Genomic DNA, 24,354 nt, shown 5'->3' on the forward strand with positions numbered 1-24,354 from the left:
GGAGGATTTTTCTAATGGGAAAAGCTAAATTTGATCGCTCTAAAACACATGCAAATATTGGTACAATTGGTCACGTCGATCACGGTAAAACAACTTTGACTGCAGCAATCGCTACAGTTCTTGCTAAAAAATCAGGCGGAGAAGCTCGTTCTTACGCTCAAATCGATAACGCACCTGAAGAAAAAGAGCGCGGTATCACAATCAATACTTCACACGTTGAGTATGAAACTGAATCTCGCCACTACGCACACGTAGATTGCCCTGGACACGCCGATTATGTTAAAAACATGATTACTGGTGCTGCTCAAATGGACGGCGGAATCTTAGTAGTATCTGCTGCTGACGGCCCAATGCCACAAACTCGTGAGCACATCCTTCTTTCACGTCAAGTCGGTGTTCCTTACCTAGTTGTATTCATGAACAAATGCGATATGGTAGATGACGAAGAACTTCTTGAACTAGTTGAAATGGAAGTCCGCGATCTTCTTTCTGAATATGACTTCCCTGGCGATGACATTCCTGTCATCAAAGGATCTGCTCTTAAAGCTCTTGAAGGAGAAGCTGAGTGGGAAGACAAAATCGTTGAATTAATGAACGCGGTTGATGAGTATATCCCTACTCCACCACGTGATACTGAAAAACCATTCATGATGCCTGTTGAGGATGTATTCTCAATCACTGGCCGTGGAACTGTTGCTACTGGACGCGTTGAACGTGGACAAATCAAAATCGGTGATAACGTTGATATCATTGGTCTTACTGAAGAACCAAAATCTACAACTGTAACTGGTGTAGAAATGTTCCGTAAATTACTTGACTATGCTGAAGCTGGCGACAACATTGGCGCACTTCTTCGCGGAGTTTCTCGTGATGACGTTCAACGTGGACAAGTATTGGCTAAACCAGGCACAATTACTCCACATACTGAATTCAGAGCGGAAGTTTACGTTCTTTCAAAAGAAGAGGGTGGGCGTCATACTCCATTCTTCACAAACTACCGTCCACAGTTCTACTTCCGTACAACTGATGTAACTGGTGTTTGTAACCTTCCTGAAGGTGTAGAAATGGTTATGCCTGGAGATAACATCGAAATGATCGTTTCTCTAATCTCTCCTATCGCACTTGAAGAAGGAACTAAGTTCTCTATCCGTGAGGGTGGACGTACTGTAGGCGCTGGCGTTGTTGCTACAATTACTAAGTAATAACTGCTAAGTGTTATAAAAGACCCTATCTCATTACCAATGAGATAGGGTCTTTTTTGCGTTGTCACCATGAATGATAGAGATGTATTGCTTGAATAGCTAGTTGTTCGTAAAATATTCAAACTTTTTAATTAATGTCACAAATGCAGTATTAGCAACAATGAAAACGTATACATTTATTGTTAATATTCAAAATTGGCTAAAAACTTCAATTAAGCTCATTGACAGGCTTCTTAATAGACGATATGATAGCAACAATTTACAAAACACATACAGAATTCGATATATTGCATATTATAAAATTTCTGAGAAAGAAGTGGACATCATGAGTGAACAAGTAATTTATATGAATGGCGAATTCGTAAAAAAGGAAGACGCTAAAATTTCAGTTTATGATCATGGATTTTTGTACGGTGATGGAGTATTCGAAGGAATCCGTTCTTACAATGGAAATGTTTTCCGGCTGGAAGAACATCTGGAACGACTCTTTGATTCTGCAAAATCAGTAATGCTTGAGATTCCACACACTTTCGAAGAAATGACCAATATTGTTGTTCAAACACTTAGAGAGAATAAGTTTAAAGATGCTTATATTAGACTCATCGTTTCAAGAGGGGTGGGCAACCTTGGGTTAGATCCTTACAGTTGTTCTCATCCAAGTGTAATTGCGATAGCTGAACCCCTATCCCTGTTTCCGAAATCAATGTATGAAACAGGAATCGAAATTGTTTCAGTCGCTACACGAAGAAGTCGTTCAGACGTACTGAGTCCAAAAGTTAAGTCCTTGAATTACATGAATAATATTTTAGTAAAACTTGAAGCTAACCTTGCAGGCGTTTCTGAAGCGCTTATGTTAAATGACCAAGGTTATGTAGCTGAAGGTTCAGCTGATAACATCTTTATTGTTCGAAAGGGAAAAATAATCACTCCTCCGGGTTATGTAGGAGCGCTTGAAGGAATTACACGAAATGCAATTATGGATGTAGCTGCTCAAAAAGGCTATGACATGCAAGAAGGTGTTTTCACAAGACATGATGTGTATGTTGCAGATGAAGTATTTTTAACAGGAACTGCTGCTGAAGTCATTTCTGTCATCAAAGTAGATGGTCGAGTAATTGGCGAAGGAAAACCAGGTCCAATCACGAATGATTTGTTGGAATCCTTCAGAGAACTTGTTCAGAACGACGGCGTGAAAGTTTATGAAGATCATCTAAACGTAGTTTAAACAGAGTTTCTAGAATCAAATATACGTTCAACTCAATGACGAGGTTAAAGCAAATGGAATCCGTATTTACAGAGAGCCGGTACAGGTGGAAGCCGGTAATACAACCATTTGCGACATCCCCTCTGAGTGGATTGCTGAAAAGCTTCGGCTGTTTAGGTAGTCCCGGTGACTTGCAAGTGAAAAGTCATCGTTATCAATGGATAAGCATTGCTTATCCATGAGGCTGCGGTTGCGCAGTGAAATAGGGTGGTACCATGAAACTTTTTCATCCCTATACGAAGAACATGTTTCTTTGTGTAGGGATGAAAAAGTTTTTTTTATTTCACAAGAAACTGAAAAAAGGAGGCGGAAAGATTGGGAGTAAACGTACAGGTTAGAGAAGAAGTTAAACAGGAATTGACAGGCAGTGGTGCAGACATACTGATTCAGTCTTTAAAAAATCAAGGCGTAGAAATCATATTCGGCTATCCTGGAGGCGCGGTGCTACCGATTTACGATGCCTTACACAAAAATCCGATACGCCACATCTTAGCAAGGCATGAACAAGGCGCTATTCACGCAGCTGAAGGATATGCAAGGGTATCAGGTAAGACGGGCGTTGTACTTGCAACATCTGGTCCCGGTGCTACGAATTTAGTGACAGGAATTGCAGATGCTATGCTGGATTCCTTGCCGTTAGTCATTTTTACGGGTCAGGTGGCGACTTCAGTCATCGGAACCGATGCTTTTCAGGAAGCTGATATCATCGGCATCACACAACCGATTACAAAGCATAATTATCAAGTGAAAAAAGTAACGGATCTACCAAGAATTATTAAAGAAGCTTTCTACATTGCTTCTACTGGACGTCCAGGGCCGGTTCTAGTAGATATACCGAAAAACATTGCGACGGAATTGTTCTTATCTACTAAAGAAGAAGAGGCAGTCTATCTGCCGGGATATCAGCCGACGACTAGCCCTAATTTTTTACAAATTCAAAAAGCTGCGCAAGTGTTGTCACAATCAAAAAAACCTTTGATCTTAGCGGGGGCTGGCATACTTGCCGCTAAAGCGACAGAAGAGCTAAAGAAATTCTCAGAAAAACATCAAATTCCAATTACTAATACGTTACTCGGGCTAGGAAGTGTTGGAGGCGAACACGAATTATTCCTCGGAATGGCGGGGATGCACGGTACCTATACAGCCAATACAGCAATTTGTGATTGTGATGTGTTATTAAACATTGGCGCCAGATTTGATGACCGGCTAACTGGCAACCTGGCTAACTTTGCACCAAATGCTCAAGTTATTCATATCGACATTGATCCAGCAGAAATCGGCAAAAATGTACCGACCGCAATTCCGATTGTTGCAGATGCAAAAGAGGCGTTGGTCCAGTTGCTCAATCAATCATTTGAAAGTCCGAACACTACGGAGTGGCTAGGGGAATTATTCGAGAATAAAGCAGAATATCCACTTCAGTATCATGTAAAAGGTCGGGAAGGTATCCTTCCTCAACAAGCGGTAGAGCTGATTCATCGTTTGACTAGAGGCGATGCAGTGGTAACGACTGATGTTGGTCAGCATCAAATGTGGGCAGCTCAATATTATCGTTTCAATAATCCACATAACTGGGTAACTTCAGGTGGCTTAGGTACAATGGGCTTCGGTTTTCCGGCAGCGATTGGTGCGCAACTAGCAAAACCCGATGAGCAAGTAATTTCTATTGTTGGAGATGCCGGATTCCAAATGACTTTGCAAGAACTGTCCTTGCTTCAAGAGCTTCGTCTTCCGGTGAAGATTGTCATTTTAAACAATCAAAGCTTAGGAATGGTAAGACAATGGCAGGAAACGTTTTATGAGAGTCGCTATTCTCAATCGTTGATGCCCGTTCAACCTGATTTTGTGAAACTGGCTGAAGCGTATGACGTTAAAGGTTACAAAGTAGAAACGATGGAAGAAGCAGAAGTTGTGTTTGCAGAAGCATTTAATTCAAACGAGCCGGTTTTGATCGATTGTCGGGTAGTGCAACTAGAATGTGTTTATCCTATGGTAGCGCCAGGCAAAGGCTTGAATGAAATGATCGGAGTGAAAGGTGAATGAAACGAGTCATTACAACGACGGTAATCAACCAAAGTGGTGTGTTAAATCGCGTCACGGGTTTGCTTATGAAGCGGCAGTTTAATATCGAAAGTATCTCTGTTGGTCATACAGAACAGCCTGGCATATCAAAAATGACTTTTGTCGTCAATGTAGAAGATAGAGGGAAATTAGAACAATTACTAAAACAACTACAAAAACAAATTGATGTACTTAAAGTGAATGATATTACAGATAAAGCTATGGTCATGAGAGAGCTTGCACTAGTAAAAGTAGTTGTACCACCAGCGGTCAGAAATGAAGTGCTCAGTATCGTTGAGCCGTTTCGAGCAACAGTGGTTGATATGAGCAAAAATGTAACAACATTTCAAGTGACAGGGGACCCGGAAAAGATTGAAGCATTTATTGATCTGATGAGACCTTATGGTGTCAAAGAGCTGACCCGAACCGGTGTATCAGCTTTTGTCAGAGAAACACAAAAAACGCAGGCACCCCAATTAAACATCCTATAAAAAACCAAACTCGAGGAGGAAATTAAAAATGGCAAAAATGTATTATAACCAAGACGTAAACGAACAGGTACTTAAAGGCAAGACAATCGCGGTAATTGGCTATGGTTCACAAGGTCACGCACACGCACAAAACTTAAAAGAATCTGGTTTTGACGTAGTAGTTGGCGTGCGTCCTGGTAAATCATTCGAGCAAGCAGAAAATGACGGCATGAAAGTAATGGCAGTAAAAGACGCGGCAGACGCGGCAGACGTGATCATGGTCTTAGTACCAGATGAAAAACAAACACAAATCTACAATGCAGACATTAAGCCTTCACTAAAAGCAGGCAAGTCACTTGTTTTTGCTCATGGCTTCAATGTTCACTTTAACCAAATTGTTGCACCTACAGATGTAGATGTATTCCTAGTAGCTCCTAAAGGACCGGGACATCTTGTGCGTCGTACATACGAAGCGGGTGCTGGTGTACCAGGGTTAATTGCGATTCACCAAGATGTGTCAGGTCAAGCTAAAGAAGTGGCGCTTGCTTATGCAAAAGGAATCGGAGCTACGCGTGCAGGTGTTTTAGAAACAACATTTAAAGAAGAAACGGAAACGGATCTATTCGGAGAACAGGCTGTTCTTTGCGGCGGTGTAACGTCTCTAGTAAAAGCTGGATTTGAAACACTTGTTGAAGCTGGATACCAACCGGAACTTGCGTATTTCGAATGCATGCACGAATTGAAATTGATCGTTGACCTAATGTATGAAGGTGGCTTGTCTGGAATGCGTTACTCAATTTCAGATACTGCGCAGTGGGGAGATTTTGTATCAGGACCACGTATTGTCGATGCAGATACAAAAGCGCGTATGAAAGATGTTCTGACAGATATCCAAACAGGGAAATTCGCAAAAGGGTGGTTGCTTGAAAATCAACTAAACCGTCCAGAATTTACGGCAATTGAAAAAGCAGAAGAATCGCATCAAATCGAGCAAGTTGGACGTGAATTACGTGCCATGATGCCATTTGTCAATGAAGGTAAAAAAACTAAACAAAAAGAGGTGGTCGCCAATGTCACAAATTGATATTTTCGATACGACATTACGAGACGGAGAACAGTCAGCCGGGATCAACTTGAATACAGCAGAAAAAATCGAAATCGCCCGTCAACTTGAACGTCTGGGAGTGACGATTATCGAATCAGGGTTTCCAGCTTCATCTCCAGGAGACTTTGATGCTGTGCAGCGAATTGCAGGCACGGTAAAGAATTCAATTGTGACGGGTTTGGCCCGTTCGATACAAAGTGATATTGACCGCACGTGGGATGCGTTAAAAGGAGCGGAACAGCCGCATATTCATATCTTTTTAGCTACCTCGCCTATTCATATGGAAACAAAGTTATTTAAAACACCTGAGCAAGTGGTTGAACTTGCTGTAGAATCCGTGAAATACGCGCGTAAGTTCTTTCCGCTAGTTCAGTGGTCAGCGGAAGATGCTTCTCGTTCAGATCCGGAATTTCTGGCGCATATTATCCGTAAAGTAATTGAAGCGGGAGCCACAACTATTAACCTTCCGGATACAGTTGGTTATGCAACACCTCATGAGTACGGTGCGATGTTCAAATACATGACGGACAACGTAGCGGGAATTGAAAAAGTGAAACTGTCTGCACATTGCCATAACGACTTGGGGATGGCAACTGCTAATACACTAGCCGCAATCGAGAATGGTGCGACACAAATCGAAGGAACCATAAATGGTATCGGAGAACGCGCTGGTAACGTTGCACTAGAAGAAATTGCAGTTGCTTTGCACATTCGCAAACAAATGTTCAACATCGAGACGGGTATTAAATTGAACGAAATTAAGCGCACTAGCCAATTGGTGAGTCAATTGACAGGTAGCTTGATTCAACCGAATAAAGCGGTCGTCGGTAAAAATGCTTTTGCCCACGAATCGGGAATTCACCAAGATGGTATGCTGAAGAATCCGTTGACTTATGAAATCATTACTCCGGAATTGATTGGTGATGTAGCAACAGAATTGGTACTAGGTAAACATTCTGGGCGTCACGCCTTTAAAGACCGTGCTATCAAAATGGGCTTTGACTTATCTGAAGAAAAGTTGAACAACGCATTTATTGAGTTTAAGAAGCTGGCTGACCGTAAAAAAGAAATTGTGGAAGACGATCTTTATGTATTACTAACAGATCAGCAAATTCACGATGATGAAACGCCAGTCTATAAGTTGGAAAGTGTCCAAGTACAGTACGGTACGGCGAACATTCCGACGGCTACTGCTTCTGCCTATCACCCGAGTGGTGAGCTAATTAGTGAAGCAGCTACTGGAGCAGGATCTGTTGAAGCGATTTTTAATACATTGGAGCGGATTGTGGAAGGCAAAGTTCACATTTTAGATTACCGTGTGACTTCTATTGGTAAAGGGCGTGACGCATTAGGCGAAGCGGTTATCAATATGAGTTATAACGGTGAGACGGTAACGGGGCGCGACGTTGCACAGGACGTTTTGGAAGCGACGGCAAAAGCCTATTTGAATGCAGTTAATCGTCAAATTGTTCAAGTAGGAAAGAAAGTTAGGATGTCAGCGGTATAGAAGAACAATTCAAACGAGGAGGAATTTAAAATGAAAAAAACAATAGCGGTATTGCCAGGGGACGGAATTGGACCGGAAGTGACAGATGCAGCGGTAAAGGTGTTGCAATCCATCGCAATGCGTTATGGACATACTTTTCATTTAAAGCACGCGGTAATCGGAGGCGCGGCGGTTGATCAATTTGATAACCCGCTACCTCAGCAAACCATCGATGTTTGTGATGCGAGTGACGCGATTCTCCTCGGTGCGGTTGGAGGAACGAAATGGGATAACAACCCCGCTCATTTGCGTCCTGAAAAAGGGCTTTTGAACATCCGGAAGCATTTCGATTTGTTTGCAAATATTCGTCCAGTTAAAGCAATCCCGGCATTGCTAGCATCTTCCCCGTTAAAAGAAGAAGTAGCGAAAGACGTTGATATGGTAATTGTTCGTGAATTGACGAGTGGCTTGTATTTCGGTGAACCAAAACGTCGCTCTGAAAAATCGGCTGTCGATACATTGGTTTACACGAGAGAAGAAATTGAGCGCATTGTGAACCAGGCGTTTGAAATCGCTCGTACGCGAAGAGGCAAAGTAACGTCGGTTGATAAAGCCAATGTATTGGAAACGAGTAAGCTATGGCGTGAAGTTGTAGAAGAACGTAAAGCAGCCTATCCAGATATTGAAGTAGAACATATGCTAGTTGATTCGGCAGCGATGAAGCTGATCACGAATCCACGCACTTTCGACGTTGTCGTAACTGAGAATATGTTTGGAGATATCTTGAGTGACGAAGCATCCGTTATTACTGGGTCACTTGGCATGCTGCCATCTGCTAGCATCCGTTCAGACGGCTTCGGTCTTTACGAGCCCGTACATGGTTCGGCGCCTGATATCGCGGGGCAAAACAAAGCCAACCCATCTGCTGCTATTTTGTCGGTTGCAATGATGTTGAAGCATTCATTTGGTCTCCACACAGAAGCGGCAGCCGTTGAACAAGCTGTAATGAGCGTTTTGGAAGATGGTTACTGCACAGGAGACTTAGCTGGTAGTGGGAAGCGTGTGGTTTCAACAGAACAATATGTAACGAAAGTGATAGAAGAACTAGAACGAGAATTTGTATCAGAACATATCATGTATTCTTATGTGTAAGTAAAAGGAGCGGTTGGCATGGCACAAACCATCATAGAAAAAATTTGGGAACAACATATTGTCTTCGAAGAACAAGGAAAGCCGGACCTGCTGTATATTGATCTTCACTTACTGCATGAGGTGACTTCTCCGCAAGCATTTGAAGGACTTCGGTTAAACGGGCGTAAAGTCCGTCGACCGGATTTGTGTTTTGCGACTATGGATCATAATGTCCCAACAAGAAACCGAGATACCATCACAGATCCCGTCTCGCGTAAGCAAATCAAAACCTTACAAGACAATTGCGATGAATTTGGTGTGCCGCTTGCGGGTATTAATCATCCCGACCAAGGAATTGTGCACGTTATTGGACCGGAACTTGGATTGACGCAACCTGGTAAAACGATTGTTTGTGGGGATAGTCATACTTCAACACACGGCGCTTTTGGCGCATTGGCATTTGGTATTGGCACAAGTGAAGTAGAGCACGTACTTTCTACTCAAACACTATGGCAATCAAAGCCCAAAACGATGGAAGTTCGAATTGATGGCAAGTTAGGCTTTGGTGTTACTGCTAAAGATGTCATCCTTGCGATTATTTCGAAATTTGGTATCGATATGGGAACCGGATATGTTATGGAGTATACGGGCGAAGCAGTTCGTAACTTAACGATGGAAGAGCGTATGACCATTTGCAATATGTCCATTGAAGCTGGTGCACGTGCAGGTTTGATTAGCCCAGATCAAACAACAATCGAGTATTTGAGAGGACGTAGACATGTCCCTGAAGGAGACGCGTTTGAACAAGAAGCGGATCGTTGGCTAGCTCTTGCAACAGAAGAAGGTGCAGAGTATGATGCGACCGTTTCGATTCATGCAGATGAAATCTCTCCATTCGTTACGTGGGGAACGAATCCATCAATGGGTTCAGGTATTGCTGAACGCGTTCCGTCTGCTGCAGATTACGAGAAACAGTCAGATAAAGATGCATTAAAACAAGCTTTAGCTTATATGCACTTAGAAGAAGGAATGTCGCTTTCTTCAATTGCGATCCAACATGTATTTATCGGTTCTTGTACCAATTCACGTCTAGGCGATTTACGTGCGGCAAGTAGAATCATTAGAGGGAAGCAAGTGCACCCGTCCGTGACGGCAATTGTCGTTCCTGGATCTGAAACGGTTAAACGCGCAGCTGAACAAGAAGGCTTAGATCAAGTGTTTCTCAAAGCGGGCTTTGAATGGCGTGAGACAGGTTGCAGCATGTGCTTAGCGATGAACGAAGACTCGGTACCTGCAGGTGAACGCTGTGCATCTACTTCTAACCGAAATTTCGAAGGTCGACAAGGAGCGGGCTCGATGACGCACCTAGTAAGTCCTGTCATGGCAGCAGCGGCTGCGATTGAAGGTCATTTAACAGATGTCCGTAACTACATGGAAGAGCCTGTAGCGTCTGTATGACAAATGAAAGTGAGGAGACCCTTCGATGAAACCGATAAATAAAATTTCAAGCATACTGACGCCACTAGAACGAAAAAACGTCGATACGGACCAAATCATTTCAAAAGAATTTCTAAAGCGTATTGAACGAACGGGATTCGGCAAATATTTGTTTTATCATTGGCGTTTTCATGCAGATGGTACACCAATAGAAGACTTTGTTTTGAATGACCCTCGATTCGAAAACTCCGAAATTCTAGTCGCACAAGAAAATTTCGGCTGCGGTTCTTCTCGTGAACATGCTCCGTGGGCAATTTTAGATTACGGATTCCGTGTAGTCATTGCACCTAGCTATGCAGACATCTTCTATAACAACTGCGTTAAAAACGGCATTTTGCCAATTCGCTTGAAAGATCAAGAAGTAGATGAGTTGATTAGTAAAGGTCAACAACAAGATTTTAAGTTAGAAATCAACTTAGAAGACCAATCTGTTACCGGACAAGACGGTACGCGTTATGAATTTGAAATTGATCCTTATTGGAAAGAAATGCTCTTAAAAGGCTGGGATGAAATTGCGTTAACCTTCCAGTATGATTCGTATATTGCGGCTTATGAAGAAAAACAACGTGCTTAATATTTCGAGAGACCTTTTACGTAACCGTGAAAGGTCTTTTTTTCGTTTTAAAATAAAAGAGTAATCGTCTGTTGACAACTATTTTTTATTTTGTTAATTTTAAATATGTACTTTAACGCTTTAGCAAACTAAAGGAGAGTTTATTATATGAATGCAGTTATTATCGCTGTCTTGGTCATGCTCATATTGAGCTTATTGCGTGTGAATGTCGTTTTTGCCTTATTGATCGGCGCATTAGCAGGAGGATTGAGTGGCGGGTTGTCACTTACTGATACAATCACATCGTTTACAGACGGTTTAGGGGCGGGAGCGACCATTGCATTGAGCTATGCTATGCTGGGTGGATTTGCCGTAGCTATATCGCGTACAGGGATTCCAGAGTTACTGGTCTCCGGAGTGCTGAAGTTAGTGAACAAAGATGGGAAAGCAACAAGACAAAATTTAGCAAAGGCTCTAATTATTATCGCGTTACTGACGATGGCAATTTTATCGCAGAATGCCATTCCAATCCATATCGCTTTTATTCCTTTACTAGTTCCACCGATTTTGCATATTTTAAACGAACTACGAATTGATCGCCGGTTGATCGCGGCAGTGTTGACGTTTGGTTTGACAGCCCCATATATTTTATTGCCGTATGGCTTTGGATTGATCTTCCACGAAATTGTTTTTACGCAAATGGAATTGGCTGGATTGTCGATCGACATGGCGGATATTCCAAAAGCAATGGCGATTCCAGTTTCCGGCTTACTAGTCGGCTTGATCATTGCGGTGTTCTTTTCTTATCGTAAGCCGCGTGATTACCATACAAATGTTTCTTCTATAGAAGAAACTGTGAAAAAGAAAGCGTCAACTAAAGATGTGTTGGTGACAATTGTTGCGTTGGTTGCAGCGTTGTACGGGCAAGTCCAAACAGATTCCATGATCATTGGAGCACTAGCTGGTATCTTGGTGCTGTACGTTTTTGGCGCGATGAAGTGGCGCGAGGCTGACGCAGTCTTAACAGAAGGCATGCAAATGATGGCGTTCATCGGTTTTGTGATGATCACAGCGAACGGTTTTGCGGCTGTGATCCAAGCAACAGGAGCTATCGAGCCGTTAGTTGCCAGCGTATCAGATCTTTTCGCAGGCAATAAAGCAATCGCGGCACTAGCGATGCTGATCGTTGGATTGTTTGTGACGATGGGCATTGGTTCATCGTTTGCCACAATCCCAATCATTGCTGCTATTTTTGTGCCACTGAGTCTGGAGTTCGGATTTTCCACCATGGCCATTATTGCATTGATCGGAACTGCAGGAGCACTCGGTGACGCCGGTTCACCAGCTTCTGACTCAACACTTGGACCAACTGCCGGACTGAACGTTGACGGACAGCACAATCACATCTGGGATACGTGCGTGCCAACCTTCCTTCACTACAATATTCCGTTGGTGATATTCGGTTGGGTTGCAGCGATGTTCTTGAGCTAGGCTTGAAATGTTCGGACTATTTTCATCTCGCTTGAAGTTCTGAAATATCCTGTTATACTAATAAAAGCGAATTAAAAAGAATTTCGTGGAAACACTTGCGGAATTCTTTTTTATTCTGTATAATATCTAATGTTGGTCTTTTGACTGCGATGAAGCGAGAGGTTACCGATACACCCGGCCGCTTTGCCATGGCGAGTGATTGGAAAATTTTCGTGGAGAATGTCTATCAAAAATAGGCGAAAAGGAGGGAAAATAATGGCAAAACAAAAAATTCGTATCCGTTTAAAAGCGTATGATCATAGAATTCTTGATCAGTCTGCTGAGAAAATTGTTGAAACTGCAAAACGTTCAGGTGCAAGTGTATCGGGTCCGATACCGTTGCCAACTGAAAGATCGGTTTACACAATCTTGCGTGCTGTTCATAAATACAAAGATGCTCGTGAGCAATTTGAAATGCGCACACACAAACGTCTAATCGATATCGTTAACCCAACACCACAAACTGTTGATGCGTTAATGAAACTTGATTTACCGTCAGGCGTTGACATTGAAATTAAACTTTAATCGGCAACGAAATAGAAAACACAAATAATCACAGGAGGTGTGACAACATGACCAAAGGAATCTTAGGTAGAAAAATCGGTATGACGCAAGTTTTTGCTGAGAACGGTGATTTAATCCCTGTAACTGTTATTGAAGCTTCTCCAAACGTAGTGCTTCAAAAGAAAACAGTTGAGGTTGACGGCTACGAAGCAATCCAATTAGGTTTTGAAGACAAGCGCGATAAGCTTTCAAACAAACCTTCTAAAGGACACGTAGCAAAAGCAAACACTGCTCCTAAGCGCTTCATTCGCGAACTTCGCAATGTAAACTTAGCTGATTACGAGATTGGTCAAGAAGTCAAAGTAGATGTATTCGCAGAAGGCGATGTAGTAGATGTAACAGGAACAACAAAAGGTAAAGGTTTCCAAGGTGTTATTAAACGCCACGGACAATCTCGCGGACCAATGACACACGGTTCACGTTACCACCGTCGTCCTGGTTCAATGGGTCCGGTTGCTCCTAACCGCGTATTCAAACAGAAGAAATTACCTGGTCAAATGGGTGGCACAACAATTACGATTCAAAACCTTTCGATCGTGAAAGTAGATCTTGAGCGTAACTTGCTTCTTGTTAAAGGTAATGTTCCTGGTTCTCGCAAAGCATTGATCCGTGTTAAAACGGCAACTAAAGCGAAATAATATATTTTTAGAGAAAGGAGGAAACAAGAATGCCTAAAGTAGCTTTATTAAATCAAACAGGTTCACAAGTGGGCGACATCGAATTGAACGACTATGTATTCGGTATCGAGCCAAATGAATCAGTACTATTTGACGCAGTAGTGTCTCAACGCGCTTCACTACGTCAAGGTAACCATAAAGTAAAAAACCGTTCTGAAGTAGCTGGTGGTGGTAAAAAGCCATGGCGTCAAAAAGGAACTGGACGTGCTCGTCAAGGGTCGATCCGTTCACCACAATGGCGCGGAGGCGGTATCGTATTCGGTCCAACTCCACGTAGCTATAGCTACAAGCTTCCTAAGAAAGTCCGTCGCTTAGCTTTACGCTCTGCACTTTCATCTACAGTAGTAGGAGAAAACTTGATGGTACTTGAAGGATTAACATTTGATGCACCAAAAACAAAAGCATTTAACCAGTTGATCGCTGATCTTTCAATTGGCAAAAAAGCATTGTTCGTAACTGCTGACCTTGATGAGAACGTTGCAAAATCTGCACGTAACCTTAAAGGTATGACAGTAGTAGCAGCAGATGGTATTAACGTATTAGACTTGCTTGGACATGACAAAATTGTTATGACAAAAGCAGCGATTGAGAAAATTGAGGAGGTGCTTAGTTAATGGAAGCACGTGATGTAATAAAACGTCCGGTCATTACTGAGCAATCATCTGAAGTAATGGCAGAGAAAAAGTACACTTTTGAAGTGGACACTCGCGCAAATAAAACACAAGTTAAACAAGCTATACAAGAAATCTTTGGCGTGAAGGTTGAGAAAGTCAACATCATGAACTACAAAGGCAAATTCAAACGTATGGGCAAACATGCAGGATATACAAACAAGCGCCGTAAAGCGATTGTTAAATTGACTGCTGAATCTAAAGACATCGAGTTATTCGAAATTTAATTTTCTATAAGTTCTTATAGGACTATTAAAGAAGGAGGGAAATAACGTGGGGATCAGAAAATACAAACCTACCACTAACGGTCGTCGTAACATGACAAGTTCAGATTTCGCTGAAATCACTACGAACAAGCCTGAAAAATCGCTTCTACAACCTGTAAAGCGCAAAGGCGGCCGTAATAACCAAGGTAAAATTACTGTGCGCCATCACGGTGGTGGACATAAACGTCAATACCGTGTGATCGATTTCAAGCGTAACAAAGACGGCATTCCAGGACGCGTTGCTACAATCGAGTACGATCCTAACCGTTCTGCGAACATCGCATTGATTCATTATGCTGATGGTGAAAAACGTTACATCCTAGCTCCTAAAGGAGTCGAAGTTGGAACTCAAATCATGTCAGGTATTGAAGCAGACATCAAACCAGGTAACGCTTTGCCGTTATCAAACATCCCAATGGGTTCTACAATCCACAACATTGAATTGAAAACAGGCGGCGGCGGACAATTAGTTCGTTCAGCAGGAACTTCAGCTCAAGTATTGGGTAAAGAAGGAAAATACGTAACAGTTCGTTTGCAATCAGGCGAAGTTCGCATGATTCTTGCTACTTGCCGCGCAACTATTGGCGCTGTAGGAAATGAGCAACACGAATTGATCAACATTGGTAAAGCAGGTCGTAACCGCTGGAAGGGCAATCGCCCAACTGTACGTGGATCTGTAATGAACCCTAACGATCACCCACACGGTGGTGGTGAAGGACGTTCGCCAATCGGACGTAAATCACCAATGTCTCCTTGGGGTAAACCAACTCTTGGATACAAGACACGTAAGAAAACGAACAAGTCAGATAAATTTATCGTGCGTCGTCGTAAAAAATAATTTGATTCCGCTACGGTTCACTAAAAGAACCGTGGTGCGATCACGAAGGGAGGATCCCACATGGGCCGCAGCTTGAAAAAAGGACCTTTTGTTGATGATCATCTTATGAAAAAAGTTGAAGCACAAAAGGATTCTGAGAAAAAACAAGTGATCAAAACTTGGTCTCGCCGTTCTACAATTTTCCCGACATTCATCGGACAAACAATCGCAGTATACGATGGTCGTAAGCACATCCCTGTATACGTGACTGAAGACATGGTGGGCCATAAACTAGGCGAATTCGCTCCAACGCGTAAATACGCTAGTCATGGTGCAGACGATAAGAAAACAAGACGTTAAATGAGAGGAGGATTTCCCTATGCAAGCAAAAGCTGTCGCTAGAACAGTACGTATTGCTCCTCGTAAAGTCCGTTTAGTAGTAGATTTAATCCGAGGCAAGCAAATTGGCGAAGCTGTTGCGATTTTGAACCATACTCCAAAAGCAGCATCTGTTGTTGTTGAGAAGTTATTAAAATCTGCAGCTGCTAACGCTGAACACAACTACGAAATGGACCTGAATGACCTAGTCATCAGCGAAGTATTCGTTGACGAAGGACCAACACTTAAACGTTTCCGTCCACGTGCAATGGGACGCGCAAGCGCAATTAATAAACGCACAAGCCACATTACATTAGTGGTATCTGACCAGAAGGAGGGATAATTCGTGGGACAAAAAATACATCCAATTGGGATGCGTATCGGAATCATTCGTGATTGGGAGTCTAAATGGTACGCTGAGAAAGATTATGCGACACTTCTTCACGAAGATATTAAAATCCGTGAATATGTTGAAGCACGTTTGAAAGAAGCTTCAGTTTCTAAAATCGAAATTGAGCGCGCTGCAAACCGTGTTAACGTAACTATTCATACTGCGAAACCAGGTATGGTAATTGGTAAAGGTGGATCTGAAGTAGAAGTACTTCGCACACAACTTAATTCTATGACTGGCAAGCGTGTACACATCAACATCATTGAAATTAAACGAGCTGACCTTGATGCAAGATTGGTTGCTGAAAGTGTTGCACGTCAATTGGAAAACCGAGTATCATTCCGTCGTGCACAAAAACAAGCGATCCAACGCACTATGCGTTCTGGCGCTAAAGGAATCAAAACTCAAGTATCTGGACGTCTAGGCGGCGCTGACATAGCGCGTGCTGAACACTACAGTGAAGGTACTGTTCCGCTCCATACGCTCCGCGCTGACATTGATTATGCGCATGCTGAAGCAGACACAACTTATGGTAAGCTTGGCGTAAAAGTATGGATCTACCGCGGTGAAGTCCTTCCAACTAAGAAGAAATCTGAGGAAGGAGGCAAATAATATGTTAATGCCTAAACGCGTTAAATATCGTAGAGAGCACCGAGGCAAGATGCGCGGAGAAGCTAAAGGCGGTAAAGAAATTGCATTCGGCGAATTTGGTCTCCAAGCACTAGAATCATCTTGGATCACTAACCGTCAAATCGAAGCAGCACGTATTTCCATGACTCGTTACATGAAACGTGGCGGTAAAGTCTGGATTAAAATTTTCCCTCATAAGCCATATACGAAAAAGCCTCTAGAGGTACGTATGGGATCTGGTAAAGGTTCACCTGAAGGCTGGGTAGCCGTTGTCAAAACTGGTAAAATCATGTTCGAACTTGGTGGAGTAACTGAAGAAGTGGCACGCGAAGCATTACGCCTTGCATCTCACAAACTTCCAATCAAAACGAAGTTCGTAAAACGCGAAGAAATTGGTGGTGAATCGAATGAAAGCTAATGAAATCCGTGACCTAACCACTGCTGAGATTGAACAAAAAGTGAAATCACTGAAAGAAGAGCTTTTCAACCTTCGCTTCCAATTGGCTACTGGTCAATTAGAAAATACTGCTCGCATCCGCGAAGTACGTAAAGCGATTGCCCGTATGAAAACTGTGATTCACGAAAGAGTACTCAGTGGCAATAACTGATAAATCGAGAGGAGGTTTGCAAGTATGACTGAGCGTAACCAACGCAAAGTATACACAGGCCGTGTTGTGTCTGACAAAATGGACAAAACCGTTACAGTAATGGTTGAAACTCAAAAGAAGCATGCATTCTATGGCAAACGTGTAAAATACTCTAAGAAATATAAAGCTCATGATGAGCTAAACGAAGCGAAAATGGGCGACGTAGTTCGCATCATGGAAACTCGTCCGTTATCAGCTACAAAACGTTTCCGCGTATTGGAAATTGTAGAAAAAGCGGTTATCATTTAATTTAAATAATTTCGGAACCTAAGAAATTCCGGAGGGAGGTTACCTAAGTGATCCAACAGGAAAGTCGTTTAAAAGTTGCAGACAACTCGGGTGCTCGTGAAGTACTAACGATTAAAGTACTTGGTGGTTCTGGTCGTAAGACTGCAAACATCGGAGACGTAATCGTTTGTACCGTGAAAAAAGCAACACCAGGTGGCGTTGTTAAGAAGGGTGAAGTCGTTAAGGCTGTCATCGTTCGCACGAAAAGCGGAGCTCGCCGTAAAGACGGTACTTATATCAAATTTGATGAAAACGCATGTGTCATTATCCGTGACGACAAAGGTCCACGCGGAACTCGTATTTTCGGACCTGTTGCCCGCGAACTTCGCGATAACAGCTTCATGAAAATCGTATCACTTGCTCCTGAAGTTCTTTAATAAATCAATGTGCCATACCAAGGAGGTGCGACAGAATGCATGTTAAAAAAGGCGATACAGTTAAGGTAATCTCAGGCAAAGACAAAGGCAAAACAGGTGTTGTTTTGACTGCTTTACCTAAGAAAGACCGTGTGCTTGTTGAAGGTGTAAACATCATTAAAAAGCATACAAAACCGAACCAGGCAAATCCACAAGGTGGAATTGTCAGCCAAGAAGCAGCAATTCACGTTTCTAACGTAATGTTACTTGACCCTAAATCCGGCGAGCCGACTCGTGTAGGATATAAGGTTGAAGATGGTAAAAAAGTTCGTGTTGCAAAAAAATCCGGCGAAAAATTAGATAAATAAAATTCCTGAATGAAGGGAGGTACACACATGAACCGCCTAAAAGAAAAATATGTCAATGAAATCACTCCTGCTCTAGTGAGCAAGTTTGAATATAAATCGGTAATGCAGGCACCTGAAGTAAACAAAATCGTCATCAACATGGGTGTAGGCGAAGCTGTTCAAAACACTAAGTCACTTGACTCTGCTGTTGAAGAATTACAAACGATCACTGGTCAAAAACCAGTTATTACTAAAGCTAAGAAATCTATCGCTGGCTTCCGTCTACGTGAAGGTATGCCAATCGGATGTAAAGTTACACTACGCGGAGAGCGTATGTATGACTTCCTGGACAAATTAATTGCTATCTCACTTCCACGTGTTCGTGATTTCCGTGGCGTATCGAACAAATCGTTCGACGGCCGTGGTAACTACACACTTGGCGTGAAAGAACAGTTAATCTTCCCAGAAATCGATTATGATAAAGTTTCAAAAGTACGCGGTATGGACATCGTAATTGTAACGACTGCGAACTCTGATGAAGAAGCTCGTGAGTTATTAACACAATTCGGAATGCCGTTCCAAAAGTAAACGTGAGGGAGGCGTAAACGTGGCTAAAAAATCTATGATCGCAAAACAAAAACGCACGCCAAAGTTTAAAGTACAAGAGTACACACGCTGTGAACGATGCGGACGTCCGCATTCAGTATTACGCAAATTTAAACTTTGCCGTATTTGTTTCCGTGAACTTGCATATGTGGGACAAATTCCTGGCGTCAAAAAAGCCAGCTGGTAATCCCCTAATTTGGGAAGGAGGTAAAAGTAATGACAATGACAGATCCGATTGCAGATATGCTGACACGCATTCGTAACGCAAACATGGTTCGTCACGAGAAATTAGAGCTTCCAGCTTCTAATGTGAAAAAAGACATCGCTGAAATCCTTAAGCGTGAAGGTTTCGTTCGTGACGTAGAATACGTTGAAGATGATAAACAAGGCATGATCCGAATTTTCCTTAAATACGGAGCTAACAATGAGCGCGTTATTACTGGATTGAAACGCATTTCAAAACCAGGACTACGTGTTTATGCAAAAACTAATGAGGTGCCACGTGTACTAAACGGTCTTGGAATCGCTTTAGTCTCAACATCACAAGGTTTAGTAACTGATAAAGAAGCCCGCGCGAAACAAATCGGCGGAGAAATCATAGCATACGTTTGGTAATAAGCAACAAACGAATGGAGGTGCAAAAGAATGTCACGTGTAGGTAAAAAACCAATCGAGGTTCCTGCTGACGTTACAATCACTCTTGGAGACAAGAATGCTGTAACTGTTAAAGGACCTAAAGGCGAGTTAACTCGCGAATTCCACAAAGATATTACAATCGCTCTTGAAGATAACGTGCTAACATTGACACGTCCTTCGGATTCTAAAGATCACCGCACAAACCACGGTACAACTCGTGCTTTGCTTGCAAACATGGTTACTGGAGTTTCAGAAGGATTCCAACGCACACTAGAACTAGTAGGTGTTGGTTACCGTGCTCAATTACAAGGTGAAAAATTGGTTCTTAACGTAGGTTACTCTCACCCGGTTGAATTCACACCGGAAAACGGAGTATCAGTTGAAGTTCCAGCAAACACAAAAGTTATTGTAAAAGGTATTGATAAAGAACGTGTTGGAGCTCTTGCTTCGAACATTCGCCAAGTACGTCCACCAGAGCCATATAAAGGCAAAGGGATCCGTTACGAAGGAGAAGTCGTTCGCCGCAAAGAAGGTAAAACAGGTAAATAATGCTGCTTAGGCAGGCTGAAAGGAGTGACCTCAGTGATTACGAAACTCGACAAAAACGCATCTCGTAAAAAACGTCATGCTCGCGTACGTTCTAAAATTACGGGTACAGCACAACGCCCACGTTTAAACGTATTCCGTTCAAATAAATACATCTACGCTCAATTGATCGACGATATGAATGGCGTTACACTTGCAAGTGCATCATCTATGGAGAAAGATTTCTCAGTAGAATCTACTGGCAACGTGGAAGCAGCAACTAAAGTCGGCGAAACAATCGCAAAACGCGCTACTGAAAATGGCTTAAAATCAGTTGTTTTCGACCGCGGTGGTTATTTATATCATGGACGTGTAAAAGCATTAGCAGAAGCTGCACGTGAAAATGGTTTACAATTTTAAAAAGAAGGAGGGACACATTTCATGCGTCGTATTGATCCAAACAAACTTGAACTTGAAGAACGCGTAGTTACGATTAACCGCGTAGCGAAAGTTGTAAAAGGTGGACGTCGTTTCCGTTTCTCTGCATTAGTTGTTGTAGGCGACAAAAATGGTAATGTTGGTTTTGGTACTGGTAAAGCTCAAGAAGTTCCAGATGCTATCCGCAAAGCTATTGAAGATGCGAAGAAAAACCTAATCGAAGTACCAATGGTTAAGGGTACAACTCCACACTTAGTAATCGGTCGTTTTGGTGCAGGCCAAATTCTTATTAAACCTGCTTCTCCGGGTACTGGTGTAATTGCTGGCGGACCTGTTCGTGCGGTACTTGAATTAGCTGGAGTACAAGATATTTTATCTAAATCTCTAGGTTCAAGCACACCAATCAACATGGTACGTGCAACTATTAACGGTTTAACTCAATTGAAAAGTGCTGACCAAGTTGCAAAACTTCGCGGCAAATCAATAGAAGAACTGTTAGGATAGGAGGGAAAATCACATGGCAACTAAATTGGAAATTACCCTCACAAAATCTGTGATCGGTACTAAACCGACACAACGTAAAACTGTTCAATCATTGGGATTGCGCAAAATGCATCAAACTGTTGAGCACCAAGATAATGCAGCCATTCGCGGAATGCTCGTTAAAGTCGCTCACTTAGTAACGATTAAAGAAGTTTAATTACGGATTTCTATAGAAGGAGGTGCCAACTAAATGAAACTTCATGAATTAAAACCGGCAGAAGGTTCACGCAGCTCAAGAAAGCGCATCGGACGCGGTATCGGTTCAGGTACTGGTAAAACAGCAGGTAAAGGTCATAAAGGTCAAAACGCACGTTCAGGCGGCGGTGTTCGTCCTGGATTTGAGGGTGGTCAAAACCCATTATTCCGTCGTTTGCCAAAACGTGGATTTACCAACATTAACCGTAAAGACTATGCAGTTGTAAATATTGAAGTGCTAAACCGTTTCGACGAAGGCACAGAAGTAACACCTGCATTGTTGATTGAAACAGGTGTTGTGAGCAATGAACGTTCTGGAATCAAAATTCTGGGCAATGGTAGCTTAGAAAAGAAATTGACAGTAAAAGCTCACAAATTCTCTGGATCAGCTAAAAAAGCGATTGAAGCTGCTGGCGGACAAACCGAGGTGGTTTAATGTTTCAGACAATCTCTAATTTTATGCGCGTGACTGATATTCGAAATAAAATATTCTTTACATTATTGATGCTCATCATTTTCCGTATTGGAACTTTTGTTCCAGTACCGAATGTTGATGCTTCAGTTTTGCAAGCTACTGACCAGATGGGTCTGGTTGGATTCTTAAATACTTTCGGTGGAGGTGCCCTTGCTAACTTTTCGATTTTAGCGATGGGAATTATGCCATACATTACAGCATCAATCATCGTGCAATTATTGCAGATGGATGTTGTACCGAAATTTGCAGAGTGGGCGAAACAAGGGGAAGTCGGAAGACGGAAACTTGCTCAATTCACTCGCTACTTCACAATCGTTCTTGCCTTTATTCAAGCAATCGGTATGTCTTACGGATTTAACCAAATGTACGGCGGTTCTTTAATCCAGAATGACACGATTTCAACTTACGTTGTCATCGCTATTGTTTTGACTGCTGGTACGGCGTTTCTACTGTGGCTTGGTGAGCAGATTACGGCAAAAGGTGTGGGGAACGGTATTTCGATTATCATCTTCGCAGGGATTGTCGCTGCAGTACCAGGTGCTATTAATCAACTATATGCACAGCAGATCCAAGGAGCTGGAGATCAGCTTCCGATCAATATTGCCATTATGGCATTGCTTGCATTAGCTGTTGTTGCCATTACGGTTTTGGTTATTTACGTTCAACAAGCGTTGCGTAAAATACCGATTCAGTATGCAAAACGAGTTGCTGGCCGTGGTCAAACAACAAGTGGGCAGCAAACGCATTTACCTTTGAAAGTAAACGCGGCCGGAGTTATCCCGGTAATCTTTGCAGTAGCGTTTATTATTACGCCACAAACCATTGCTTCTTTCTTTGGTGCCAATGCGTTTACAGAAGCGATTCAGAGTACGTTTGATTATACGCGTCCGGTCGGCATGATCATTTATGTCGCTTTGATCGTAGCATTTACGTATTTCTACGCTTTCATTCAGGTTAATCCTGAGAACGTTTCGGATAACTTGAAAAAACAGGGTGCATACATTCCGGGAATCCGTCCGGGTAAAAATACGCAAGATTACTTAACAAGTGTGTTATACCGATTGACATTCGTTGGTGCCATTTTCTTAGCAGTTATTGCTGTTCTACCGATTTTCTTCATTAACATTGCGAATTTACCGCAATCGGCGCAAATCGGCGGAACAAGTCTTTTGATTGTTGTAGGGGTAGCGCTAGAGACGATGAAGCAATTAGAATCTCAACTTGTGAAACGTCATTATAAAGGCTTTATGAAATAATCAGTAGGATATAAAGAGACGTGAAAGCGTCTCTTGTCCAATTGTTTGAGGGGGACAACGTATGAATATCGTATTAATGGGTCTACCGGGTGCCGGAAAAGGTACTCAAGCAGACGAAATTGTTAAGAAGTACGACATCCCTCATATTTCTACAGGTGACATGTTCCGTGCTGCTATAAAAGGTGGAACGGAACTGGGCTTGAAAGCTAAATCATTCATGGATCAAGGTGCTCTAGTGCCTGATGAAGTGACAATCGGCATTGTCCGAGAACGACTAAGTGCGAAGGATTGTGAAGAAGGCTTCTTATTAGATGGCTTTCCACGTACTGTCCCTCAAGCTGAAGCGTTGGAATCTCTTCTGGCCGATCTTGATAAGCGAATCGAGCATGTCGTAAATATTCAAGTCGAACAAGACGAATTGATTGCACGTTTAACAGGCCGATGGATCTGTAAAGTTTGTGGAACTGCTTACCATACTGTGTTTAACCCACCGGCTAAAGCTGGCGTGTGCGACAAAGATGGCGGAGAACTCTATCAGCGTGAAGATGATAAGCCTGAAACCGTCACGAAGCGTCTAGAAGTAAATATGCAACAAACACAGCCGCTTCTTGATTTCTATGAAAGCAAAAACGTGCTGCAAAATATAGATGGACAGCAGGACATCAAAAAAGTATTTGCTGACATTGATGCTCTTCTAAAGGGCGACCGAGGCTAAATCCCCGGCGCCGGGCGCAGTTAGTTGCCTCCATGTGGCTTTAAAGGGGCACCGGAGATATGAATTTTCGAGAGCTGCAAAAGCAAACAAGGCTCAGGATACAATCATTGGTGCAAATGCACTTTAGTGCAATTATGCACCGATGCTAGTATAATGAGTTTCGTGGAAGCATCTGTGTAACGGGTTTGGAACTCATCCAAGGCAGTCCGGGCAGTCGAGGATACATGAGACAGACTGGCTTTGCCGGATTAACCCCGGCCCGCTAGACTGCGGGGCTCGGAGAATATCTTCGAATGTCACTCATGCATTTCTCGTGAATGAATGTACTACACTATTCAATCAGCAAATACTGTTTGAAGATGAGAACCTGATTTGTATACAGAAGGGAGACTGGGTCGATGGCGAAAGACGATGTAATTGAAATCGAAGGAACTGTCGTTGAGACTTTGCCTAACGCGATGTTTAAAGTAGAATTGGAAAACGGTCACACGATTCTCGCGCACGTATCTGGCAAGATTCGCATGCATTTTATCCGCATTCTGCCAGGAGATAAAGTGACAGTAGAACTTTCTCCTTATGATTTAACACGCGGTCGTATCACATACCGTTTTAAATAATCTTTTGCACTCCGGAC

General features: G+C 42.6%; 34 protein-coding genes. All 34 read left to right on the forward strand.

Translation table 11 applies throughout. The annotated features are described in order from the left end of the window. Window positions 1–14: 14 nt before the first annotated feature. Window positions 15–1,202 (forward strand): elongation factor Tu, encoded by a 1,188-nt coding sequence (gene tuf / locus AJGP001_RS00620; RefSeq protein ID WP_058386734.1) that lies wholly within the window; start codon window positions 15–17, stop codon window positions 1,200–1,202. A 325-nt stretch (window positions 1,203–1,527) separates the two neighbouring features. Further along, window positions 1,528–2,427, forward strand: coding sequence for a branched-chain-amino-acid transaminase (ilvE, locus tag AJGP001_RS00625; RefSeq protein WP_071153305.1), 900 nt, complete (start codon window positions 1,528–1,530; stop codon window positions 2,425–2,427). A 354-nt stretch (window positions 2,428–2,781) separates the two neighbouring features. Further along, complete coding sequence (gene ilvB / locus AJGP001_RS00630) at window positions 2,782–4,509, forward strand: biosynthetic-type acetolactate synthase large subunit (RefSeq protein WP_078080012.1); 1,728 nt, start codon at window positions 2,782–2,784, stop codon at window positions 4,507–4,509. After that, on the forward strand, window positions 4,506–5,018 hold the full coding sequence (gene ilvN, locus AJGP001_RS00635; protein ID WP_058386732.1) for an acetolactate synthase small subunit: 513 nt from the start codon (window positions 4,506–4,508) through the stop codon (window positions 5,016–5,018). The genes ilvB and ilvN overlap by 4 nt, the downstream gene beginning before the upstream one ends. A 28-nt stretch (window positions 5,019–5,046) precedes the next feature. Further along, window positions 5,047–6,081, forward strand: coding sequence for a ketol-acid reductoisomerase (gene ilvC, locus AJGP001_RS00640; RefSeq protein WP_058386731.1), 1,035 nt, complete (start codon window positions 5,047–5,049; stop codon window positions 6,079–6,081). Next, a complete protein-coding gene (locus AJGP001_RS00645; RefSeq protein WP_078080014.1) occupies window positions 6,068–7,609 on the forward strand; it encodes a 2-isopropylmalate synthase in 1,542 nt (513 codons plus the stop codon). The genes ilvC and AJGP001_RS00645 overlap by 14 nt, the downstream gene beginning before the upstream one ends. Window positions 7,610–7,639: 30 nt before the next feature. Then, complete coding sequence (gene leuB, locus AJGP001_RS00650) at window positions 7,640–8,740, forward strand: 3-isopropylmalate dehydrogenase (RefSeq protein WP_078080016.1); 1,101 nt, start codon at window positions 7,640–7,642, stop codon at window positions 8,738–8,740. 18 nt (window positions 8,741–8,758) lie between these two features. Continuing rightward, window positions 8,759–10,177: a 3-isopropylmalate dehydratase large subunit gene (leuC, locus tag AJGP001_RS00655; protein ID WP_078080018.1), complete on the forward strand. Its 1,419-nt coding sequence runs from the start codon at window positions 8,759–8,761 to the stop codon at window positions 10,175–10,177. A gap of 25 nt (window positions 10,178–10,202) precedes the next feature. After that, complete coding sequence (gene leuD, locus AJGP001_RS00660; protein WP_078080020.1) at window positions 10,203–10,790, forward strand: 3-isopropylmalate dehydratase small subunit; 588 nt, start codon at window positions 10,203–10,205, stop codon at window positions 10,788–10,790. Between the two features lie 147 nt (window positions 10,791–10,937). Continuing rightward, window positions 10,938–12,260: a Na+/H+ antiporter family protein gene (locus AJGP001_RS00665; protein ID WP_078080022.1), complete on the forward strand. Its 1,323-nt coding sequence runs from the start codon at window positions 10,938–10,940 to the stop codon at window positions 12,258–12,260. Between the two features lie 255 nt (window positions 12,261–12,515). Further along, complete coding sequence (gene rpsJ / locus AJGP001_RS00670) at window positions 12,516–12,824, forward strand: 30S ribosomal protein S10 (protein ID WP_006828927.1); 309 nt, start codon at window positions 12,516–12,518, stop codon at window positions 12,822–12,824. A gap of 47 nt (window positions 12,825–12,871) precedes the next feature. Then, window positions 12,872–13,501: a 50S ribosomal protein L3 gene (gene rplC, locus AJGP001_RS00675; RefSeq protein WP_058386725.1), complete on the forward strand. Its 630-nt coding sequence runs from the start codon at window positions 12,872–12,874 to the stop codon at window positions 13,499–13,501. Between the two features lie 29 nt (window positions 13,502–13,530). Further along, window positions 13,531–14,154: a 50S ribosomal protein L4 gene (gene rplD, locus AJGP001_RS00680; protein WP_058386724.1), complete on the forward strand. Its 624-nt coding sequence runs from the start codon at window positions 13,531–13,533 to the stop codon at window positions 14,152–14,154. Further along, window positions 14,154–14,438, forward strand: coding sequence for a 50S ribosomal protein L23 (gene rplW, locus AJGP001_RS00685; protein WP_058386723.1), 285 nt, complete (start codon window positions 14,154–14,156; stop codon window positions 14,436–14,438). The genes rplD and rplW overlap by 1 nt, the downstream gene beginning before the upstream one ends. Before the next feature lie 46 nt (window positions 14,439–14,484). Continuing rightward, window positions 14,485–15,315: a 50S ribosomal protein L2 gene (gene rplB / locus AJGP001_RS00690; protein WP_058386722.1), complete on the forward strand. Its 831-nt coding sequence runs from the start codon at window positions 14,485–14,487 to the stop codon at window positions 15,313–15,315. 60 nt (window positions 15,316–15,375) lie between these two features. Next, complete coding sequence (gene rpsS, locus AJGP001_RS00695; protein WP_006828932.1) at window positions 15,376–15,654, forward strand: 30S ribosomal protein S19; 279 nt, start codon at window positions 15,376–15,378, stop codon at window positions 15,652–15,654. A gap of 19 nt (window positions 15,655–15,673) precedes the next feature. Beyond that, on the forward strand, window positions 15,674–16,015 hold the full coding sequence (gene rplV, locus AJGP001_RS00700; protein WP_008432509.1) for a 50S ribosomal protein L22: 342 nt from the start codon (window positions 15,674–15,676) through the stop codon (window positions 16,013–16,015). 3 nt (window positions 16,016–16,018) lie between these two features. After that, the gene (gene rpsC, locus AJGP001_RS00705; protein ID WP_008497438.1) at window positions 16,019–16,675 is read left to right on the forward strand and encodes a 30S ribosomal protein S3; all 657 of its coding nucleotides are present in this window, start codon (window positions 16,019–16,021) and stop codon (window positions 16,673–16,675) included. A gap of 1 nt (window position 16,676) precedes the next feature. Beyond that, window positions 16,677–17,111, forward strand: a complete 435-nt coding sequence (rplP, locus tag AJGP001_RS00710; RefSeq protein ID WP_006828935.1) for a 50S ribosomal protein L16 — start codon at window positions 16,677–16,679, stop codon at window positions 17,109–17,111. Further along, a complete protein-coding gene (gene rpmC, locus AJGP001_RS00715) occupies window positions 17,101–17,301 on the forward strand; it encodes a 50S ribosomal protein L29 (RefSeq protein ID WP_006828936.1) in 201 nt (66 codons plus the stop codon). Before rplP ends, rpmC begins: the two co-directional genes overlap by 11 nt. A gap of 24 nt (window positions 17,302–17,325) precedes the next feature. Further along, entirely contained in the window at window positions 17,326–17,589 is a 264-nt protein-coding gene (gene rpsQ / locus AJGP001_RS00720) for a 30S ribosomal protein S17 (RefSeq protein ID WP_008432511.1), read from the forward strand. Between the two features lie 47 nt (window positions 17,590–17,636). Continuing rightward, window positions 17,637–18,005, forward strand: coding sequence for a 50S ribosomal protein L14 (gene rplN / locus AJGP001_RS00725; RefSeq protein ID WP_006828938.1), 369 nt, complete (start codon window positions 17,637–17,639; stop codon window positions 18,003–18,005). Between the two features lie 35 nt (window positions 18,006–18,040). Beyond that, window positions 18,041–18,352, forward strand: coding sequence for a 50S ribosomal protein L24 (rplX, locus tag AJGP001_RS00730; protein WP_058386721.1), 312 nt, complete (start codon window positions 18,041–18,043; stop codon window positions 18,350–18,352). Window positions 18,353–18,379: 27 nt separating this feature from the next. After that, window positions 18,380–18,919 carry a 50S ribosomal protein L5 gene (gene rplE, locus AJGP001_RS00735; protein ID WP_006828940.1) on the forward strand — a complete coding sequence of 180 codons (540 nt, stop codon included), beginning with the start codon at window positions 18,380–18,382 and terminating at the stop codon, window positions 18,917–18,919. A gap of 19 nt (window positions 18,920–18,938) precedes the next feature. After that, complete coding sequence (rpsN, locus tag AJGP001_RS00740) at window positions 18,939–19,124, forward strand: 30S ribosomal protein S14 (protein WP_006828941.1); 186 nt, start codon at window positions 18,939–18,941, stop codon at window positions 19,122–19,124. 29 nt (window positions 19,125–19,153) lie between these two features. Then, the gene (gene rpsH / locus AJGP001_RS00745; protein WP_006828942.1) at window positions 19,154–19,552 is read left to right on the forward strand and encodes a 30S ribosomal protein S8; all 399 of its coding nucleotides are present in this window, start codon (window positions 19,154–19,156) and stop codon (window positions 19,550–19,552) included. A gap of 30 nt (window positions 19,553–19,582) precedes the next feature. Further along, entirely contained in the window at window positions 19,583–20,122 is a 540-nt protein-coding gene (rplF, locus tag AJGP001_RS00750) for a 50S ribosomal protein L6 (RefSeq protein WP_071154688.1), read from the forward strand. Window positions 20,123–20,155: 33 nt separating this feature from the next. Beyond that, on the forward strand, window positions 20,156–20,518 hold the full coding sequence (gene rplR / locus AJGP001_RS00755) for a 50S ribosomal protein L18 (protein ID WP_058386719.1): 363 nt from the start codon (window positions 20,156–20,158) through the stop codon (window positions 20,516–20,518). 21 nt (window positions 20,519–20,539) lie between these two features. Continuing rightward, entirely contained in the window at window positions 20,540–21,040 is a 501-nt protein-coding gene (rpsE, locus tag AJGP001_RS00760) for a 30S ribosomal protein S5 (protein ID WP_008497444.1), read from the forward strand. 13 nt (window positions 21,041–21,053) lie between these two features. After that, window positions 21,054–21,236: a 50S ribosomal protein L30 gene (gene rpmD / locus AJGP001_RS00765; RefSeq protein ID WP_071154689.1), complete on the forward strand. Its 183-nt coding sequence runs from the start codon at window positions 21,054–21,056 to the stop codon at window positions 21,234–21,236. A 33-nt stretch (window positions 21,237–21,269) separates the two neighbouring features. Then, the gene (rplO, locus tag AJGP001_RS00770) at window positions 21,270–21,710 is read left to right on the forward strand and encodes a 50S ribosomal protein L15 (RefSeq protein WP_058386717.1); all 441 of its coding nucleotides are present in this window, start codon (window positions 21,270–21,272) and stop codon (window positions 21,708–21,710) included. Then, complete coding sequence (gene secY, locus AJGP001_RS00775; RefSeq protein ID WP_058386716.1) at window positions 21,710–23,005, forward strand: preprotein translocase subunit SecY; 1,296 nt, start codon at window positions 21,710–21,712, stop codon at window positions 23,003–23,005. Before rplO ends, secY begins: the two co-directional genes overlap by 1 nt. A gap of 61 nt (window positions 23,006–23,066) precedes the next feature. Next, window positions 23,067–23,720 carry an adenylate kinase gene (locus AJGP001_RS00780; RefSeq protein WP_058386715.1) on the forward strand — a complete coding sequence of 218 codons (654 nt, stop codon included), beginning with the start codon at window positions 23,067–23,069 and terminating at the stop codon, window positions 23,718–23,720. Between the two features lie 398 nt (window positions 23,721–24,118). Then, a complete protein-coding gene (infA, locus tag AJGP001_RS00785; RefSeq protein ID WP_006828950.1) occupies window positions 24,119–24,337 on the forward strand; it encodes a translation initiation factor IF-1 in 219 nt (72 codons plus the stop codon). Window positions 24,338–24,354: the final 17 nt, after the last annotated feature.

The organism is Planococcus faecalis (assembly GCF_002009235.1).
GTDB classification, from domain to species: domain Bacteria; phylum Bacillota; class Bacilli; order Bacillales_A; family Planococcaceae; genus Planococcus; species Planococcus kocurii.